13 protein-coding genes, 1 tRNA gene and 1 other RNA gene are annotated in these 18,052 nt (G+C 21.8%); 11 read left to right on the plus strand and 4 right to left on the minus strand.

Going from position 1 to position 18,052, the window contains the following annotated elements:
• Window positions 1-140: 140 nt before the first annotated feature.
• From clpX to AB4W66_RS01985, 5 genes are all read left to right on the plus strand, one after another.
• The gene (gene clpX, locus AB4W66_RS01965; RefSeq protein WP_367674771.1) at window positions 141-1,424 is read left to right on the plus strand and encodes an ATP-dependent Clp protease ATP-binding subunit ClpX; all 1,284 of its coding nucleotides are present in this window, start codon (window positions 141-143) and stop codon (window positions 1,422-1,424) included.
• Between the two features lie 191 nt (window positions 1,425-1,615).
• Window positions 1,616-3,949: an endopeptidase La gene (lon, locus tag AB4W66_RS01970; RefSeq protein WP_367674772.1), complete on the plus strand. Its 2,334-nt coding sequence runs from the start codon at window positions 1,616-1,618 to the stop codon at window positions 3,947-3,949.
• 145 nt (window positions 3,950-4,094) lie between these two features.
• Entirely contained in the window at window positions 4,095-5,951 is a 1,857-nt protein-coding gene (locus AB4W66_RS01975) for a SurA N-terminal domain-containing protein (protein ID WP_367674773.1), read from the plus strand.
• 263 nt (window positions 5,952-6,214) lie between these two features.
• On the plus strand, window positions 6,215-7,981 hold the full coding sequence (locus AB4W66_RS01980) for a SmdA family multidrug ABC transporter permease/ATP-binding protein (protein WP_367674774.1): 1,767 nt from the start codon (window positions 6,215-6,217) through the stop codon (window positions 7,979-7,981).
• A gap of 3 nt (window positions 7,982-7,984) precedes the next feature.
• The gene (locus AB4W66_RS01985) at window positions 7,985-9,727 is read left to right on the plus strand and encodes a SmdB family multidrug efflux ABC transporter permease/ATP-binding protein (RefSeq protein ID WP_367674775.1); all 1,743 of its coding nucleotides are present in this window, start codon (window positions 7,985-7,987) and stop codon (window positions 9,725-9,727) included.
• A gap of 44 nt (window positions 9,728-9,771) precedes the next feature.
• On the opposite strand, the gene ffs is transcribed toward AB4W66_RS01985, so the two are convergent.
• An RNA gene (gene ffs, locus AB4W66_RS01990) (signal recognition particle sRNA small type) lies at window positions 9,772-9,869 on the minus strand.
• A 188-nt stretch (window positions 9,870-10,057) separates the two neighbouring features.
• Between ffs and dnaX the strand changes: the two genes are divergently transcribed.
• The 4 genes from dnaX to AB4W66_RS02010 all read left to right on the plus strand — a co-directional run bounded on the left by dnaX (window position 10,058) and on the right by AB4W66_RS02010 (window position 14,574).
• A complete protein-coding gene (gene dnaX / locus AB4W66_RS01995) occupies window positions 10,058-11,143 on the plus strand; it encodes a DNA polymerase III subunit gamma/tau (RefSeq protein ID WP_367674776.1) in 1,086 nt (361 codons plus the stop codon).
• 364 nt (window positions 11,144-11,507) lie between these two features.
• Entirely contained in the window at window positions 11,508-11,843 is a 336-nt protein-coding gene (locus AB4W66_RS02000; protein ID WP_367674777.1) for a YbaB/EbfC family nucleoid-associated protein, read from the plus strand.
• A gap of 107 nt (window positions 11,844-11,950) precedes the next feature.
• Window positions 11,951-13,828 carry a molecular chaperone HtpG gene (gene htpG / locus AB4W66_RS02005; RefSeq protein ID WP_367674778.1) on the plus strand — a complete coding sequence of 626 codons (1,878 nt, stop codon included), beginning with the start codon at window positions 11,951-11,953 and terminating at the stop codon, window positions 13,826-13,828.
• A gap of 98 nt (window positions 13,829-13,926) precedes the next feature.
• A complete protein-coding gene (locus AB4W66_RS02010) occupies window positions 13,927-14,574 on the plus strand; it encodes an adenylate kinase family protein (protein WP_367674779.1) in 648 nt (215 codons plus the stop codon).
• Between the two features lie 24 nt (window positions 14,575-14,598).
• On the opposite strand, the gene AB4W66_RS02015 is transcribed toward AB4W66_RS02010, so the two are convergent.
• Window positions 14,599-14,671, minus strand: a tRNA-Arg gene (locus AB4W66_RS02015).
• A gap of 148 nt (window positions 14,672-14,819) precedes the next feature.
• On the opposite strand from AB4W66_RS02015, the gene folD reads away from it, so the two are divergent.
• Entirely contained in the window at window positions 14,820-15,701 is an 882-nt protein-coding gene (gene folD / locus AB4W66_RS02020; protein WP_367674780.1) for a bifunctional methylenetetrahydrofolate dehydrogenase/methenyltetrahydrofolate cyclohydrolase FolD, read from the plus strand.
• A gap of 5 nt (window positions 15,702-15,706) precedes the next feature.
• Here the strand turns inward: folD and cysS are convergent, their stop codons facing one another.
• Entirely contained in the window at window positions 15,707-17,122 is a 1,416-nt protein-coding gene (cysS, locus tag AB4W66_RS02025; protein WP_367674781.1) for a cysteine--tRNA ligase, read from the minus strand.
• Between the two features lie 186 nt (window positions 17,123-17,308).
• Between cysS and ybeD the strand changes: the two genes are divergently transcribed.
• Complete coding sequence (ybeD, locus tag AB4W66_RS02030) at window positions 17,309-17,572, plus strand: DUF493 family protein YbeD (RefSeq protein WP_367674782.1); 264 nt, start codon at window positions 17,309-17,311, stop codon at window positions 17,570-17,572.
• Window positions 17,573-17,727: 155 nt separating this feature from the next.
• On the opposite strand, the gene cspE is transcribed toward ybeD, so the two are convergent.
• Window positions 17,728-17,937 (minus strand): transcription antiterminator/RNA stability regulator CspE, encoded by a 210-nt coding sequence (cspE, locus tag AB4W66_RS02035; RefSeq protein WP_367674783.1) that lies wholly within the window; start codon window positions 17,935-17,937, stop codon window positions 17,728-17,730.
• Window positions 17,938-18,052: the final 115 nt, after the last annotated feature.

Genomic DNA, 18,052 nt, shown 5'->3' on the forward strand with positions numbered 1-18,052 from the left:
TATATTTAAAATAACTAATTTCTAAAAAAAGTTAATTAACTTTACTAAAAAATGTTCTATTTATTGATTTTTTTATCTTGAAATTTTAAAAAATCTAAAAAAAATAAAAAAACATAAACTAAAAATTTAAGAAAAAGATTATGTCTAAAAATCAAAATGATAATTCTAAAAATAATATTTTTTGTTCTTTTTGTAAAAAAAAACAAGAAGAACTACAAAAAATTGTATCTGGTCCATCTGTAAATATTTGCGACAGATGCATTACAATATGTTATAAAATTGTTAAAAACAATAATAAAAAACAAGAAAAATGTATAGAATTAACTAATTTACCCGCTCCAAAAAAAATATATGAATATTTAAACCAATATGTAATTGGTCAACATGAAGCAAAAAAAATGTTATCAGTCGCCGTATATAATCATTATAAAAAAATAAAATATATAAATACCAAAACAGAAAATAAAGTTGAAATAGGAAAAAGCAATATTTTAATGATTGGACCTACAGGAAGCGGTAAAACTTTTTTAGCAGAAACATTGGCTAAATACTTACAAGTTCCATTTGCTGTAGCTGATGCCACTACGCTTACAGAAGCAGGATATGTAGGTGAAGACGTTGAAAATATATTATTAAAACTATTACAAAATTGTAATTTTAATATAAAAAAAGCTGAATTAGGTATCATTTATATAGACGAAATTGACAAAATATCTAAAAAATCTGAAAATCTATCAATTACTAGAGATGTTTCAGGAGAAGGAGTACAACAATCATTACTAAAATTAATTGAAGGAACTATCGTATCCATTCCTCCTAAAGGAGGTAGAAAACACCCACAACAAGATCTTATATATTTAAATACTTCAAAAATTTTATTCATTTGTGGAGGAACTTTTTACAATTTAGATAAAATTATTTTAAAAAGAAAAAATAAAAACATAAATATTGGATTTCAAAAAAAAAAACATGAACAAAAAAGAAAAAATAAAGAAAAAAAAATAGAAAACATACAAACAAAGGATTTAATTAAATTTGGTTTAATTCCAGAATTCATAGGAAGATTACCAATAATTATAAAATTACACGATTTAGATAAAAAACTACTAATAGAAATCTTATCAAAACCTAAAAACTCGTTATTAAAACAATACGAAAAATTATTTCAATTAGAAGGAGTAAAACTAGAATTTCAAGAAAAATCTATTGATTTTATTGCAAAAAAAGCTATAGAAAAAAAAATAGGTGCTAGAGGACTTCGATCGATAATAGAAGAAATTTTATTAGATACTATGTATGAATTACCTTCCTTAATGAATGTAAAAAAAGTAATTATCAGTCCATCAGTTATCAACAAAAACGAAAAACCAATTTTTATTTATAAAAAAAAAGAAATTAACAAAGAAATAAAATCTGGAGAATAATTAAAAATTAATACTATTTTTTGATATAAAAAAATAAAAAAATTAATAATAATAATTATTATTTAATTATTGTAATATCTTAAATATCTATTCAAAAAAACTACTCCTTAAATCATCAAAGAGAGCAATCATATATTTTATTTATTACATCATATCTCCCATCGTATGTTGCAGAAAAGAGAGACAGATCTATGAATCTTGAGCGTTCAGAACGCATTAAAATTCCTGTTTTACCACTAAGAGACGTCGTAATATACCCTCATATGGTAATTCCTTTATTTATAGGTCGAAAAAAATCGATTATGTGTATTGAATCGTCCATGAATAATGAAAAAAAAATTATGTTGGTAACTCAAAAAGAAGCATCAATTGATGAACCTAAAATAAACGATCTATTCAAAGTAGGTACAATTTCAGTAATTTTACAAACATTAAAATTACCGGACGGGACAATAAAAGTACTAATAGAAGGTATACAAAGAGCCAATATTTTATGTTTGTTAAATAATGAAAAATACTTATCTGCAGAAATAGAAGTAATAAAAAGCTCTAAAATTAAACAAAAAGAAAAAACAATATTAGCTAAAACAATAATTGATCAATTTAAAAAATTTATTAAAAAAAATAAAAAATCTCCAATAGAACTACTTGAATCTATTAAAAAAATAAAAAATATTGAACAATTAGGAGATATTGTTGCTTCCCACATTCCATTAAAATTAACTAATAAACAATCATTTTTAGAAATAACAAACATAGAAAAGCGATTTTCTTATCTAATTGCAATGATGAAATATGAAATAGAACTATTAGAAGTAGAGAAAAGAATTAGAAATAGAGTAAAAAGACAAATGGAAAAAAGTCAAAGAGAATATTATTTAAATGAACAAATGAAAGCTATTCAAAGAGAATTAGGAGAAAATGAAGAAATACCCGATGAAAATGAAATTTTAAAAAGAAAAATACAAAAAATTTGTATACCAAAAGAAGCAAAAGAAAAATTAGAATCAGAATTACAAAAACTAAAAATGATGTCTCCTATGTCTGCTGAAGCTACTGTTGTAAGAACTTATATTGAATGGATGTTACAAGTTCCTTGGAAAAAAAAGAGTAAAATTAAAAAAAATCTATTAATAGCAGAAAAAATTTTAGATTCTGATCACTTTGGGTTAAAAAATGTAAAAGAAAGAATCTTAGAATATTTAGCAGTCCAAAATAGAACATCTAAAATAAAAGGCCCTATTTTATGCCTAGTAGGACCTCCTGGAGTTGGAAAAACATCTCTAGGAAAATCCATAGCAAAAGCCACTGGAAGAAAATATATTAGAATGGCTTTAGGTGGAATAAGAGATGAAGCTGAAATAAGAGGACATAGAAGAACATACATTGGTTCAATGCCTGGAAAATTAATTCAAAAAATGGCAAAGATTGGAGTAAAAAACCCACTATTTTTATTAGATGAAATAGATAAAATGTCTTGTGATATGAGAGTTGATCCAGTTTCTGCACTATTAGAAGTATTAGATCCAGAACAAAATTTCTCTTTTAACGATCATTATTTAGAAGTTGACTATGATCTTTCTGAAGTTATGTTTGTTGCAACATCCAATTCTATGAACATTCCAGAACCATTGCTAGATAGAATGGAAGTAATTAGACTATCTGGATATACTGAAGATGAAAAATTAAATATTGCTAAATCACACTTGAAAAACAAACAAATTAATCGAAATGCTCTAAAAAAAGAAGAATTATTTATTGATGATGAAGCTATTACTAATATTATTAGGTATTATACAAGAGAAGCAGGAGTTAGAAGTTTAGAACGAGAAATATCAAAAATATGTCGTAAAACAGTAAAAAAAATTTTACTAAATAAATCAATAAAAAAAGTAGAAGTTAATAAAAATAATTTAAAAAAATATCTTGGGGTAAAAAAATTTGATTATGGAAAAATAAAAGAAAAAAACCAAATAGGTGAAGTAACTGGTTTAGCTTGGACAGAAGTAGGAGGAGAATTACTAACAATAGAAAGCGCTTGTATTTCTGGAAAAGGAAAATTGATGTATACAGGGTCTTTAGGAGAAGTTATGCAAGAATCTATACAAGCAGCATTAACTGTAGTAAGATCCCAAGCAAAAAAATTAAAAATTACTAAAAATTTTTATGAAAAAAATGATATTCATGTGCATGTTCCAGAAGGTGCAACTCCTAAAGACGGGCCTAGTGCAGGAATCGCAATGTGTACAGCAATGGTTTCTTGCTTTACAAAAAACCCAGTAAGATCTGATTTAGCAATGACTGGTGAAATCACTTTAAGAGGACAAATATTACCTATAGGAGGTCTAAAAGAAAAACTGTTAGCTGCCCATAGAGGTGGAATAAAAAAAGTGTTAATACCTAAAGAAAATAAAAAAGATCTAGAAGAAATCCCAAAAAATATTCTTTCTTGTTTAAAAATACATCCAGTAAAAAACATCCAAGAAGTACTAGTGTTAGCATTGGAGAAAAATCCTTATTCTTAAAATAAAAATATATATATTAAACATAAAATATATTATTTTATTTTTTTTAAATTTCTTTGGCTGGCAAAAAATAATCGAATTGCCAGCCTTGTAGAAAAAATAAAAAAAATCTAATTAATTTTATTAAACATAGGTATTAGATTTCATGAATTATTCTAAAAAAAAAATAAAAACAATTTTCTTAAACACTATTTTATTTATAATAATAATTTCTATTTTTTTAAGTAGTTTTTTAAATTACTATAATAAAAATTATCGTTCATATGCTTTAAAAATTAATGGTGAAACAATAACTGTCGAAAAATTTTTAAATAAATTTAATTTATACAAAAAAGAAATAGAAAAAAAAAATAAAGAAATATCCTTTTATGAAAAAAACGATCAATCAATAAGACTAGAAATTTTTAACCAAATTTTGTCAAAAATAATAAATGATGCTTTATTAGAACAATATACAAAAAAAATTGGTTTTTCTGTTTCAGATTTTATTGTTCAAAAAAAAATAATAAATAAACCATATTTTAAAAAAGAAGGAAAATTTAATTATAATTTATATCTTTCAAAATTATATCAACATCATATTACCCCTAAACAATATGAAAAAAAAATAAAAAACAAAATTGCCACGAACACTTTTATTAACACTTTCATCAATACAAATTTTTCTTTAAAAAAAGAAACAGATTTCATCTCTAAACTTATATCAGAAAAAAGATTTATTAAAATATTAAATATTAATAATTTTTCTCTATTCGAAAAAGAAAAAGTTAAAAAAAATGAAATAAAAAACTTTTTTAAAAAAAATAAAAAATTATTCATTTCTCCAAAAAAAATCAAAATTTCTTACATAAAAATTCAAAAAAATAAAATTCCAATAAAAATAAAAAATAAAGAAATAAAACACTGGTACAAACAACATTTATCACAATTTTATACAAATGAATTTAAAAAATTTAGTATTATACAAAGTGACAATAAAAAAAAACTAAAAAAAATATTATCTATATTATTATTAAAAAATAGCAATTTCAAAAAATTAGCAAAAAAATATTCTAGTGATCCAATCTCTTCAAAAAAATATGGAGAATTAGGATGGTTTAATTCAAACGAACTTCCAATTTCTATTAAAAAAGCAAAATTAATCAAGAAAGGTCAAATATCAAAAATAATTAAAATAAATTCTAAAATTTACATAATAATAAAATTAGATGACATAAAAATCAAAAAAATAAAAAAAATCAACGAAATTAAAAATAATATAATAAAAAAAATTAAATTTTATAAACAATCAGAAATTTATGAAAATCTAAAAAAAACAATAGAAAATAAAAATAAAAAATTTCTATTTCAATCGATAAAAACAATTTCTAAAAACATAAATATAAAAAAAAATAAAACTAAATGGATTACAAAAAATAATATTCCTAAAGAATTATCTAATAAAAAAATTATTGGATTACTATCTGATCCTAAAATAGAAAAAGAAAAACAAAAAACATCATTTATAAAAATAAATGAAAATCTTATGTACTTAATTCAATTTAAAAAAATTAAAAAAGAAAAACTAATTCAATTCGAAAAAGTAAAAAATAAAATTTATTTAATCTTAAAAAACAAAAAATCAAGAAAAAAATCAAAAAAAATCGGATTAAATATAATTAAAAATCTAACTAAAAATGAAAATTTTTTATCAAATAATAACAAATACAAATTTAAAAAACACATAATTTTATCAAGAGATATTAATAATTCATTATCTAGAACAGTTTTTCAATTACCTTACCCAAAAAAAAATAAAAAAATATATATTCTTAAGAAAAATGAAATAGGAAATTTAAATATTATATGTTTTTATAAAGTATTTAATAAAAAATTAAATCCATCCGAAAAAAAAATTATCTCTAATTATTTTAAACAATATAAATCAGAAATAATATTAGCTACTATTTTAAAAAACTTGCAAAAAAATTCTAATATAAAATATGGAAAAATTTTTCTATAAAATAAATTTTTAATCAATTTCAGAAATAAATAAAACATATTCATAAAAATCATCAATGATTACAAAATAAAAAATTCATAAATATAAAATTTAATGTTAAGAAAAATATTTAACAAAAAAATTACTTATATAAAATTTATTCACTATATATTTTAAAAATTAGTTTTTTTTAAAAAATATACTTATATATAAATAGATATGTATAATTTATTTTTTTCGAAGTTAATAAAATTAACAATTAATAAAAAGTAATAGGAATATTTGTGAAATTATTTAAACAACTAAATTGGTATTTTATAAAAGAGTGGAAAAGATACTTAGGAGCTGTTTCTCTTTTAATTATAATATCTATACTGCAACTATTACCTCCAAAACTTGTTGGTATAATAGTTGATTCAATTGTACAAAAAAAAACAAACGAAAAAAATGTCTTTTTATTAATAGTTATTATGATAGTTACTGCTATAACTGTATACATTTTGAGATATATATGGAGAATTTTATTATTCGGAGCTTCTTATCAACTAGCTGTAGAATTACGAGTAAAATTTTATTCCTATCTTAGTAAACAATCTCCTGTTTTTTATTTACAAAATAGAACTGGTGATTTAATGTCAAGAGCTATCAATGATGTTGATAGAGTTGTATTTGCAGCAGGAGAAGGAGTTTTAACATTAGTAGATTCTTTAGTAATGGGTTGTTCTGTATTAATAGTTATGACAAGTCAAATTAGTTGGAAATTGACTGTAATTTCATTAATACCAATGCCAATAATGGCGTTTTTAATAAAAACATATGGAAAAGAACTACATCAACATTTTAGACAAGCACAAGCCGCTTTTTCTAATTTAAATGATCAAACACAAGAAAGTCTAACTAGTATTAGAATGATACGAACATTTGGTTTAGAAAAAAGACAATATCAAAAATTTTATGAAATAACCAAAGATGCTGGAATAAAAAATATGCTTGTTGCAAAAATAGATGCAAAATTTGATCCAACAATACATTTAGCAATTTCTTTGTCTAATTTATTAGCTATTACTTTTGGAGGATGGTTGGTTTGGAATGAAAAAATTAGCTTAGGTCAATTAACTAGTTTTATTATGTATCTAGGAGTAATGATTTGGCCAATGTTAGCATTAGCTTGGATGTTCAATATAGTCGAAAGAGGAAGTGCTGCATGGGATCGAATTCAATCTATTCTAAAAAATAAAATTCTTATAAAAAGTGGAAAAAAAAATATCCCATCTTCTTGTGGATTATTAGAAATAAAAATAAAAAAATTTGTTTATTCTAACAATAAAAAATACTTTTTAAAAAATATTTTCTTTTCTATATATCCTAAACAAAAAATTGGTATTTGTGGTCCAACAGGTTCTGGAAAAAGCACTATTATTCGATTAATACAAAAAAATTTTTTTATTCCTAAAGGAGAAATATGTTATCACCACCATTCTTTAGAAAAATTAAATTTAGAACAATGGAGAAACAAATTATCTGTTGTCAATCAAACTACTTTTTTATTTTCAGATACTATAGCTAAAAATATTGCTTTTGGAAAACCTAATTCTTCTCTTAAAGAAATAAAAAAAGTTGCAAGACTAGCACATATACATGAAGATATAATGAGATTTCCAAAAAGATATAATACTCCTATAGGAGAAAGAGGAGTCATGTTGTCAGGCGGTCAAAAACAAAGAATTGCAATTGCTAGAGCATTATTATTAAAATCCGAATTTTTAATTTTAGATGATGCTTTATCTGCAGTAGATACTTTTACTGAAAAAAAAATATTAAATAGTTTAAAATCCTGGAAAAAAAGCGGACATACAATTATTGTGGTATCTCATCAATTATCCGTGTTATCACAAATGGATAAAATAATTGTAATTAATAATAATACTGTCTCTCAACAAGGAACTCATGATGAGTTAATTAAAAAGAAAAATGATTGGTATCATCAAACATATCATTATCAAGATAAATATATAAAAAATACTCAAATAAAAAATAAAGAGGTTTTCTAAAAAATGGCTAATTTAATAAAATTTTGGCCAATATTAAAAAGGTTGTTAAAATATGGTATTCCATGGAAAAAATCATTATATTCAGCTTTTTTACTTTTATTAGGATCATCAATTTCCGAAGTACTAGGACCAATATTAATTAGTTATTATATTCATAATATAATAGAAGAACACTATTTTAATAAAAAACTTGTTGTATTTATAATAATAACATTCGTTATTTTACAAACTGTCGCAGCTATTTTAAACTATTTTCAAACAATACTGTTTAGTCAAATAGCAATAAAAATTATTCAAAAAATAAGATCTGACGTCATTGAAGCTGCTTTGCAACAACCAATTGCAAAATTTGATACAGAACCTATTGGTCAAATAATTTCTAAGGTAACTAATGATACTGAAGTAATTAGAGAGCTGTACGATACTGTTATCGTCACTATTTTTCGTAGTAGTTCACTAATTATAGTGATATTACTAGCGATGTTTGCTTTAGAATGGCATATGGCATTAGTATCTATTTCTATTTTTCCATTTATAGTAATAATAATGTTTACATATCAATACTATAGTATTCCTATGATAAGAAAAATAAGATCCTATTTAGCTAATATAAACAACAAATTTAATGAAGTCATTAATGGAATGGAAATTATTCAACAATTTTCCCAACAAAAAAGATTTAAAGAAATAATACAAAAAACATGCCAAAAACATTATTTTATGAGAATGAAAACATTACAATTGGATGGTTTTTTGTTAAGACCACTTATAAGTTTATTTTCAGCTATTATGTTATCTGCACTAATGATTCTATTTAGTTATTTTCCAATAGGATTCTTTAAAGTAGGGGTTTTATATGCTTTTATTAATTATTTAGGAAGATTGAATGAACCATTAATTGCCATTACTACACAACAATCGATATTACAACAAGCTATAGTAGCAGGAGAAAGAATATTTGAATTAATAGATTCACCTAGACAACATTATGGAAATGATAAAAAAAATCTTAAAAGTGGAAAAATTGAAATTAGAAATTTAAACTTTAGTTATAAAAATAATTCTATAAAAGTATTAAAAAATATTAATATATTTATTCCACAAAAAAGCTTTGTAGCCTTTGTAGGACATACAGGAAGCGGTAAAAGCAGTTTAGCTAACCTTCTTATGGGTCAATATCCTATTGAGAATGGAGAAATATATTTAGATAATAGAAAAATAGAAAAATTAAGTCATAACGTTTTAAGAAACGGAATTAGTATGGTACAACAAGATCCAATTATTTTAGCCGATACTCTATTTTCAAATATAACTTTAGGAAGAAAAATCAAAGAAGAAACAGTTTTTAAAATTTTAAAAAAAGTACAATTACTACCTTTAGTAAATTCTATGAAAAATGGAATTTATTCAATGTTAGGAGAACAAGGAAATAATCTTTCTGTAGGACAAAAACAACTACTTTCTATTGCTAGAATATTAATAACTAATCCAAAAATTCTAATTTTAGATGAAGCTACAGCAAACATTGATTCAGAAACAGAACAATTTGTTCAAAAAGTTTTGCATTTAATAAAAAAAAAAACCACTTTATTAGTAATTGCTCATCGATTATCAACAATAATTCAAGCAGATAATATATTTGTTTTGGATAATGGAGAAATTGTGGAATCAGGAAATCATAAAAGCTTAATGACTAAGAAAGGGAAGTATTGGGAAATGCATAAAATTCAACTTAAAATTATGTAAACAATAGAAATAAAAATAAAAAAATAAAACTTACTTGTGTTGTTTTCTGCTAGTATTTCCAGTACATGTAATCATTTAAATTGGCTGCTTTCTTTCGAACCTGACCAGTTTTTTAAACTAACATTACAGTTTAAAACTAACAGAAAACAATACAATTGAAAGATTATAACATATAATCTATCTTTAGTAGAGATATATCATATTTTAGAGTTTGTTACAAATTTTTTTTATAATTTTTATAAAATATTAATTCTTATATTCTTTATATCAGTTAGGATTGTGTTAGCATATTAAATATTAATTTAATATCAATGATCCTAAGAAATAAACATGAATTATCAAGCAATGTATATAAAATGGAGACCAAAAAATCTAAAAGAAATAATAGGACAAGAACAAATAGTATCAGCAATTAGTAATAGCCTATCTATGAAAAAAATCCATCATGCATGGCTATTTTTTGGAAATCGCGGAATAGGTAAAACTAGTATAGCTAGAATATTAGTTAAAAATTTGAATTGCGAAAAAAAAATAACTAATAATCCATGTGAAAAATGCAAAAATTGTGAAAATATATCTAAAGGAAACTTTTTAGATTTAATTGAAATAGATGGTGCTTCTCATACTAAAGTAGAAGATATAAAAGAATTACTCAAATACATTCAATATCCTCCTATAAAAGGACGATTTAAAATATATTTGATAGATGAAATTCATATGTTATCTAAACATAGCTTTAATGCATTATTAAAATATCTCGAAGAACCTCCTAAATACGTTAAATTTATTTTAGCAACTACAAATATTGAAAAAATACCCAAAACTATTTTATCAAGATGTTTAATGTTTAATTTAAGACCGATTAGTGAAATAAAAATTTATAAAAAAATAGTTGAAATTTTAAAAATAGAAAAAATTTCTTTTGAAAAAAAAGCCATTAAAAATATTTCTAGATTTTCAGAAGGTAGTCTTAGAGACGCTTTATGTAGTATTGAAAATGCTATTTCTATAGGTAATGGAAGTATTTCTAATACTATCGTAAATAATATGTTAGGGATTTTAAATGAAGATTATTCAATAAAAATAATTATCTATTTATTAAAAAAAGATCCAATATCATTAATAAAAATTATCGAAAAAATAAGTGAGTTTGGAATCGAATGGGAACAAATTTTAACAAGTTTACTTAAAATTTTATACTATATTTTTATATCACAATCTTATCCTTTAATTTGGGAAGATCAAGAATTCACGAAAGAACAAAAAAAAAAATTAATAAAAGTTGCAAATAAAACATCTCAACTAAAAATAAAAAAAATATATAATAAAATAATAATAGGAAAAAAAGATATAAAATTAGCTCCTACTAAAAAAATTAGTGTCGAAATGACTTTATTAAGCGTAATATTATTATAATTAGAAAAAAAATAATAAACAATGAAAAAAAAAATACTACAGAACTATTTATAAAAATTATACATTTATTATTAAAAAAAAAAAAATTTTTAAAAAAAGAAAAAAAAAAAGAAACTATTTCTAATGAAAGAATTTTAAAAATACAAGAAAAATACTTTTTAAAAAAAAACAAAAACATAAAAAATAAAAAAATAAATTCTGAAAAAAAAAATAAAAAAAAACTTAAAAATAATTTAAATATAAAAATGATAAAAAAAATATTTAAAATTTCTTAAAAAGAATAACTAAATTCTAATAAAAAATAAATTCTTATTAAATAAATTAAAAAAAATCATTTTATTACATTTATATAACTGGAGAAAAAATGTTTACTAAAAAAGGATTAGGTAATTTTATGCAACAAGCGCAAGAAATACAAAAAAAAATAGAAATAACAAAAAAAGAAATAGAAAAAATAGAAGTAACTGGAGAATCAGGGGCTGGTTTAGTAAAAATTACTATTAATGGATCATATAATTGTAAAATAGTACAAATAGATCCTAGTTTATTATCTATTGATGAAAAAGAAATATTAGAAGATCTAACTACTGCAGCTTTTAATGACGCTATTAGACGAATGTCCGAAGAAAAAAAGAAAAAAATGGACTCAATTTCTGCAGAATCACCATTTCCTAATGGATTAAATCTTCCATTAATATAAAAAAATGACAATAAAATTGTTTAATTAAAAAAATAATTTATAAATATAAAAAAAATTAAAAATTTTTTTTTAAATTATTTTAAAAAATAAAAATCATGGAAAAATAAATGAAAAATAAAAAAAAGAACTATAAATTTCTATCAGAATCAAAACAATTATTAGATATAATGATAAATTCTTTATATTCTAATAAAGATATTTTTTTTAGAGAATTGATTTCTAATTCTGCAGATGCTATAGAAAAATTACATTTTTTATCAATATCTAATGCAAAAATATATGAAAATGATTCAAAAACCAAAATTCAAATAACTACTTCTAAAATTAATAAATCAATAACTATTTCTGATAATGGAATCGGTATGACAGAAAAAGAAGTTATTGAAAATTTAGGAACTATAGCAAAATCAGGGACTAAAAGTTTTTTAAAATCAATAAAAAAAATTTCTGAAGAAAATAATAAATTAATTGGAAAATTTGGTGTTGGGTTTTATTCATCTTTTATAGTTGCAAAAAAAGTATTAGTTAGAACTAGAACAGCAAACGTTCCTTTTAACGAAGGAATAATGTGGGAATCAGAAGGAAAAGGAGAATTTACTGTAAATAATTGTACTAAGAAAAACCGTGGAACTAGCATTACTTTATATTTAAAGGAAAAAGAACTAGACTTTTTAGAAAACCAAAAAATTAAAAAAATAGTTAATAAATATACAGATCACATTTCTATACCTATAGAAATACAAAATTATGATAAAAAAAGTAAAACTTACTCTTGGAAAAAAATAAATACTGCAAAATCTTTATGGACATTAAAAAAATCAGAGATTTCTGACAAAGATTACAAAAAATTTTATAAAAAACTTACAAACGATATTCACGAACCAATTTTATGGATACATAATCACGTAGAAGGAAAACTAGAATATATTAATCTTTTATACATTCCATCCAAAGCTCCTTGGGATATTTGGAATAAAGAAAACAAAAGTGGGTTAAAGCTATACATTAAAAAAGTTTTTATAATGGAAGAAATTAAACAATTCCTACCAAATTATTTAAGATTTGTTAAAGGAATAATTGATACACACGATTTGCCTTTAAATATATCAAGAGAAATTTTACAAGAAAATAAAATTATAAAAAAATTAAAAAAATCAATAACAAAACGAATCTTGAAAAATCTACAAAACTTAGAGAAAAAAAATCCAAAAAAATATTTAGAATTTTGGAATGAATTTGGTTCAGTATTTAAAGAAGGTCCTGCAGAAGATATTGAAAATAAAGAAATTATTTCAAGTTTATTAAGATTCTCATCTATTTCAACTAAAAAAAATAATAATAAAATTTCTTTAATAAACTACATTGATAACATGTTAGAAAAACAAGAAAAAATATTTTATATTACATCCGATAGTTATGATTCTGCATATGACAATCCTCATCTAGAACTATTTAAAAAAAAAGGAATCGATGTTTTAATTTTAACCGATCGAATTGACGAATGGATGATGAATTATTTAACTGAATTTAAAAATAAAAAATTCCAATCAGTTAGTATAAATGATTCATCTATCAATAGATTAACAGAAGAAAATGAAAAAAATAAAAAAAATATAAACAATAACGATTGTTTGCAGTTTATAAAGAAAATAAAAAAAATACTAGGAGAAAAAGTAAAAGACGTTAGGCTAACTTACAGACTAACTGAAACTCCAGCTATAGTTTTAACAGATTCAAACGAAATGTCTACACAGATGGAAAAATTGTTTTTAGCTGCAGGACAAAACGTGAATCCAATTAAATATATATTAGCAATAAATCCAAATCATAAATTAATAGAAAAAATAAAATCTATCAAAGACGAAAAATTATTTAAGAATTGGATCGATTTATTATTAGAACAAACACTTTTAGCAGAAAGAGGTAGTTTAGAAAATCCAAGTAATTTTATTAAATTAATGAATAATTTATATTTAACAAACTAAAAAGTTTTATTAATTTAAATAGTTATAAAGATATTTTATAAAAAATATCTTTATAACATACGATTAAATAATCATTAAAAATTAAGAAAAAATAAAAAATGAAAATCATACTCATGGGAGCTCCAGGAACCGGAAAAGGAACCCAATCTAATTTTATTAAAGAAAAATTTAATATACCAAAAATTACTTTAGGAGATTTACTAAGATCAAAAAATACTATAAAAAATGAAAAAATCAGAAAAAAAATAAATTTAATAATAAGTTCTGGAAAACTAGTAAACGATGAAATAATTTTCGATTTAATAAAAAAAAGAATATATAAAAAAGATTGTGAAAAAGGATTTTTATTAGATGGTTTTCCTAGAACAATGAAACAAGCGTATTTTATAAAAAAAGAAAAAATAAAAATAGATTATGTAATTGAATTTTTTATGTCTACTGAATTAATTATAAAAAGAATTTTAGGAAGAAAAATACATATTCCATCTGGAAGGATTTATCATTCTATATTTAATCCTCCTATAAAAGAAGATATAGATGATATAACTGGAGAAAAATTAACTGAAAGAAATGATGATAATATATTATCTATAAAAAAAAGAATACAAGAATATAAAAAATTTTCAAAAAAATTAATTAAATTTTATATTAAAGAAAATAAAAAAAAAAATATTAAATATTTTAGAATAAATACAAGTATTTCTATTTTAGAAATACAAAAAAAAATAAAAGAAATTCTTTTATAAAAAAATTTTGAATAAATTTTTTTTTGCGTTCTATAGGATTCGAACCTATGACCTACGGCTTAGAAGGCCGTTGCTCTATCCACTGAGCTAAGAACGCTGGTTAATATATAATAGAAAAGATTATATTACAATTTTATAAATACAACAACGAATAATTCTAATTATTACTTTATTTTCTTTATAAAAAGAAAAAAAATAAAAAAAATAAATATAATACTAATAACCTATTTATACAAGAGATAATCATGAACTGTAAAATTATGCAAGGAAAATTAATAGCAGAAAAAATTTTTATAAACATAAAAAAATACATTAAAGAAAAAATAAAAAAAAATAAAAGAAGAATTCCAGGATTAGCAATAATAATTATTGGAAATAATTATTCTTCTAAAATTTATATACAAAAAAAACAATCAGCATGCAAGAAAGTAGGTATTCTTTCAAAAGTTATATATTTAAATGAAAAAATAGATGAAAAAAAAATATTATTAATTATCGAAAAACTAAATAAAGATAATCATATCGATGGAATTCTAATACAACTACCTCTTCCTAAAAAATTTATTAATCCTATAAATATAATAAAAAAAATTGATCCTAAAAAAGACGTAGATGGTTTACATCCTTATAACATAGGAATGTTATGTCAAAGACATCCTACTCTGATGAGATCTTGTACTCCATATGGAATTATTACTTTATTAAAAAAATATAAAATAAATACATACGGTTTAAATTCTGTAATTATAGGAGCTTCTAATATTGTTGGAAGACCAATGAGTATGGAATTATTACTAGCAGGATGTACTACTACAGTAGTACATAAATTTACAAAAAATTTAAAATTTTATACAAAAAACGCTGACTTAATTATTGTTAGTGTAGGTAAAAAAAATTTTCTGAATGGAAAATTAATTAAAGAAGGGGCTATTATAATAGATGTAGGTATTAATAGAAACGAAGAAGGGAAAATAATTGGAGATGTAGATTTTAATTCTGCTTTAGAAAAAGCATCTTTTATTACTCCAGTTCCTGGAGGAGTAGGACCAATGACAGTAGCAACTTTATTAAAAAATACTATTTATGCATATAAAAATTTTGAACTTAATAAAAATAAAAAAAATTAATTTCTTTATTTCAAATCTTTATAAGATTTATCCTCAATAACTACTCCAAATTCTAATAATTTTTCTTTAAAACTATCAGCTAAATCCCATTTTTTTTGTTTTCTAGCTTTGTTTCTCAATTTTATAAATAATGCAATACTTTTTTTTTTATTTCTTTTTTTTAATGTTTCTTCATTTATATCTTTATCTTTTAAAAAAACATTTTGATCTGTAAAAAAACCTAAAATTTTTACTAATTCCTTTAACTTAAAGGAATACAAAAAAACATTTTTTAAATTTTTATTTTTTTTAAAAAAATTTATCTTTTTAACTATACTAAACAAAACAGATATTGCTTTAGGAGTATTAAAATCATTTTTCATAGCACTATGAAAATTATCTTCTTCTATAATCGAAGAATTACAAAAATTATTAAAAGAACTAAAAAAACCTGAATTTAAAAAAAGAACAGCTTTACGAATCTTTTCAAAAGATTTTTTTGATTTTTTTATTTTTTCTTCAAAGTATTCTAAAGGACTTCTATAATGCGTAGAAAGAAAAAAAAATCTAATTACATCTCCATCAAATTTCTTTAATACATCTTTTAAAATTAAAGAATTATTTAATGATTTAGACATTTTTAAATTGTTTATAACTAATAATCCTGTATGGATCCAATAACTAACAGAAAAACTATCATTAAAACAACTACTTTGAGCTATTTCATTCTCGTGATGAGGAAATAACAAATCTATTCCTCCACCATGTATATCAAATTCACATCCTAAATATTTTTCAGTTATTGCTGAACATTCAATATGCCAACCAGGTCTTCCTTCTCCCCAGGGAGAAGACCAATGAGGTTCATTATCTTTTTTTGATAACTTCCATAAAACAAAATCTTCAAAATCCTTTTTTATTGACAAGCTATTATGAAAAATATTTTTTTTTTTAAAATTATTTATTTTTCTATTAGAAATTTTACCATAATTTGAATATTTTTTTATCGAAAAAAATACATCTCCATTTTTACCTATATATGCATACTTTTTTTTAATTAAATTAGAAATAATTTTAATTATATTATTGATACAATTCGAAACTTTCGGTTCAAAATTTGGTTTCAAAAGATTTATTTTTGAAAAATCATTATTCATTTCTAAAATCATCCGATTAGAAAAATTAACAAAACTTTCTTTTTTCTGAATAGATTTTAAAATTATTTTGTCATCAATATCAGTAATATTCCTAATATAATTTACTTTATAATTACAATTTTTTAAATACCTTATTATCATATCAAAAATCAAAAAAGTTCTAGCATGTCCTAAATGACATAAATCATAAACTGTAACTCCACAAACATATATTCCTATTTTATTTTTTACAATTGATTTAAAAATTTCTTTTTTACGAGTTAATGTATTAAAAATTTTTAACATAAAATTTTTCCGTAAAAAATATTATTATTGAAAAATAATTTGAATACAACAATATTTATTAATATCTGTTAGAATAAAAAAAAATTTTTTATATTATTTTTTTTTATATTTTATATATTTAAATAAAAAAAATTTTAATAATTTTTTTTTACTAAAAAATATTTATAAAAATTAAAGAAGGTATAAATGAAAAAAAATTTGCAAGAAATGTTAAAGTTTCCTTGTTATTTTACATATAAAATTATTGGATTATCTAGACCTGAATTAGTAGATCAAATTATAAAAGTAATACAATTATGTATTCCTGGAGATTATATTCCACAAATCAGATCCAGTAATAAGGGAAATTATTTATCTATTTCAATCACTATTTGTGCTAAAAATTTTTCACAAATAGAAAAACTATATAATGAAATTAGTAAAATTAGCATGGTTAGAATGGTATTCTAAATATTTTTTAATAAAATTTTTATTTTTGTAAAAATTAAAAAATTATATAAAATATATACCAGCAAAAATAGTATTTCTTTGCTCTAAAATTGCTGGTATAATTAATAAAAAATTTTCTTTTTTTTATTAGCTATATCCAAAAAAAAGACTAAAAATTATAAACTAATAACATTAGCAGCCGATGGACCTTTAGCACCTTCTGTAATTTCAAATTCAACACTTTGTCCTTCCGTCAACGTTTTAAATCCATTACTTTGAATTGCTGAAAAATGAACAAAAACATCTTTACTTCCATCTTCTGGAGTAATAAATCCAAAACCTTTAGATTCATTAAACCACTTAACATTACCTCTGATCTTAGACATCTATATTACCTTTACATGGAGAATAAAATATAACAAAAAAAGCTATAAAAAAATTAAATATAAATGATAATTAAATCACTAATTTTTAGTTTAATAAAAAAAATCAAAAAAAAAA

This window comes from Buchnera aphidicola (Tetraneura ulmi) (assembly GCF_964058925.1).
Lineage (GTDB): Bacteria > Pseudomonadota > Gammaproteobacteria > Enterobacterales > Enterobacteriaceae > Buchnera_D > Buchnera_D aphidicola_B.

What these genes read in the sequence shown, in the direction of transcription:
- clpX (WP_367674771.1), top strand. Translation starts at nt 141, where the DNA reads ATGTCTAAAAATCAAAATGATAATTCTAAAAATAATATTTTTTGTTCT.
- lon (WP_367674772.1), top strand. Translation starts at nt 1,616, where the DNA reads ATGAATCTTGAGCGTTCAGAACGCATTAAAATTCCTGTTTTACCACTA.
- AB4W66_RS01975 (WP_367674773.1), top strand. Translation starts at nt 4,095, where the DNA reads ATGAATTATTCTAAAAAAAAAATAAAAACAATTTTCTTAAACACTATT.
- AB4W66_RS01985 (WP_367674775.1), top strand. Translation starts at nt 7,985, where the DNA reads ATGGCTAATTTAATAAAATTTTGGCCAATATTAAAAAGGTTGTTAAAA.
- dnaX (WP_367674776.1), top strand. Translation starts at nt 10,058, where the DNA reads ATGAATTATCAAGCAATGTATATAAAATGGAGACCAAAAAATCTAAAA.
- AB4W66_RS02000 (WP_367674777.1), top strand. Translation starts at nt 11,508, where the DNA reads ATGTTTACTAAAAAAGGATTAGGTAATTTTATGCAACAAGCGCAAGAA.
- htpG (WP_367674778.1), top strand. Translation starts at nt 11,951, where the DNA reads ATGAAAAATAAAAAAAAGAACTATAAATTTCTATCAGAATCAAAACAA.
- AB4W66_RS02010 (WP_367674779.1), top strand. Translation starts at nt 13,927, where the DNA reads ATGAAAATCATACTCATGGGAGCTCCAGGAACCGGAAAAGGAACCCAA.
- folD (WP_367674780.1), top strand. Translation starts at nt 14,820, where the DNA reads ATGAACTGTAAAATTATGCAAGGAAAATTAATAGCAGAAAAAATTTTT.
- cysS (WP_367674781.1), bottom strand. Translation starts at nt 17,122, where the DNA reads ATGTTAAAAATTTTTAATACATTAACTCGTAAAAAAGAAATTTTTAAA.
- ybeD (WP_367674782.1), top strand. Translation starts at nt 17,309, where the DNA reads ATGAAAAAAAATTTGCAAGAAATGTTAAAGTTTCCTTGTTATTTTACA.
- cspE (WP_367674783.1), bottom strand. Translation starts at nt 17,937, where the DNA reads ATGTCTAAGATCAGAGGTAATGTTAAGTGGTTTAATGAATCTAAAGGT.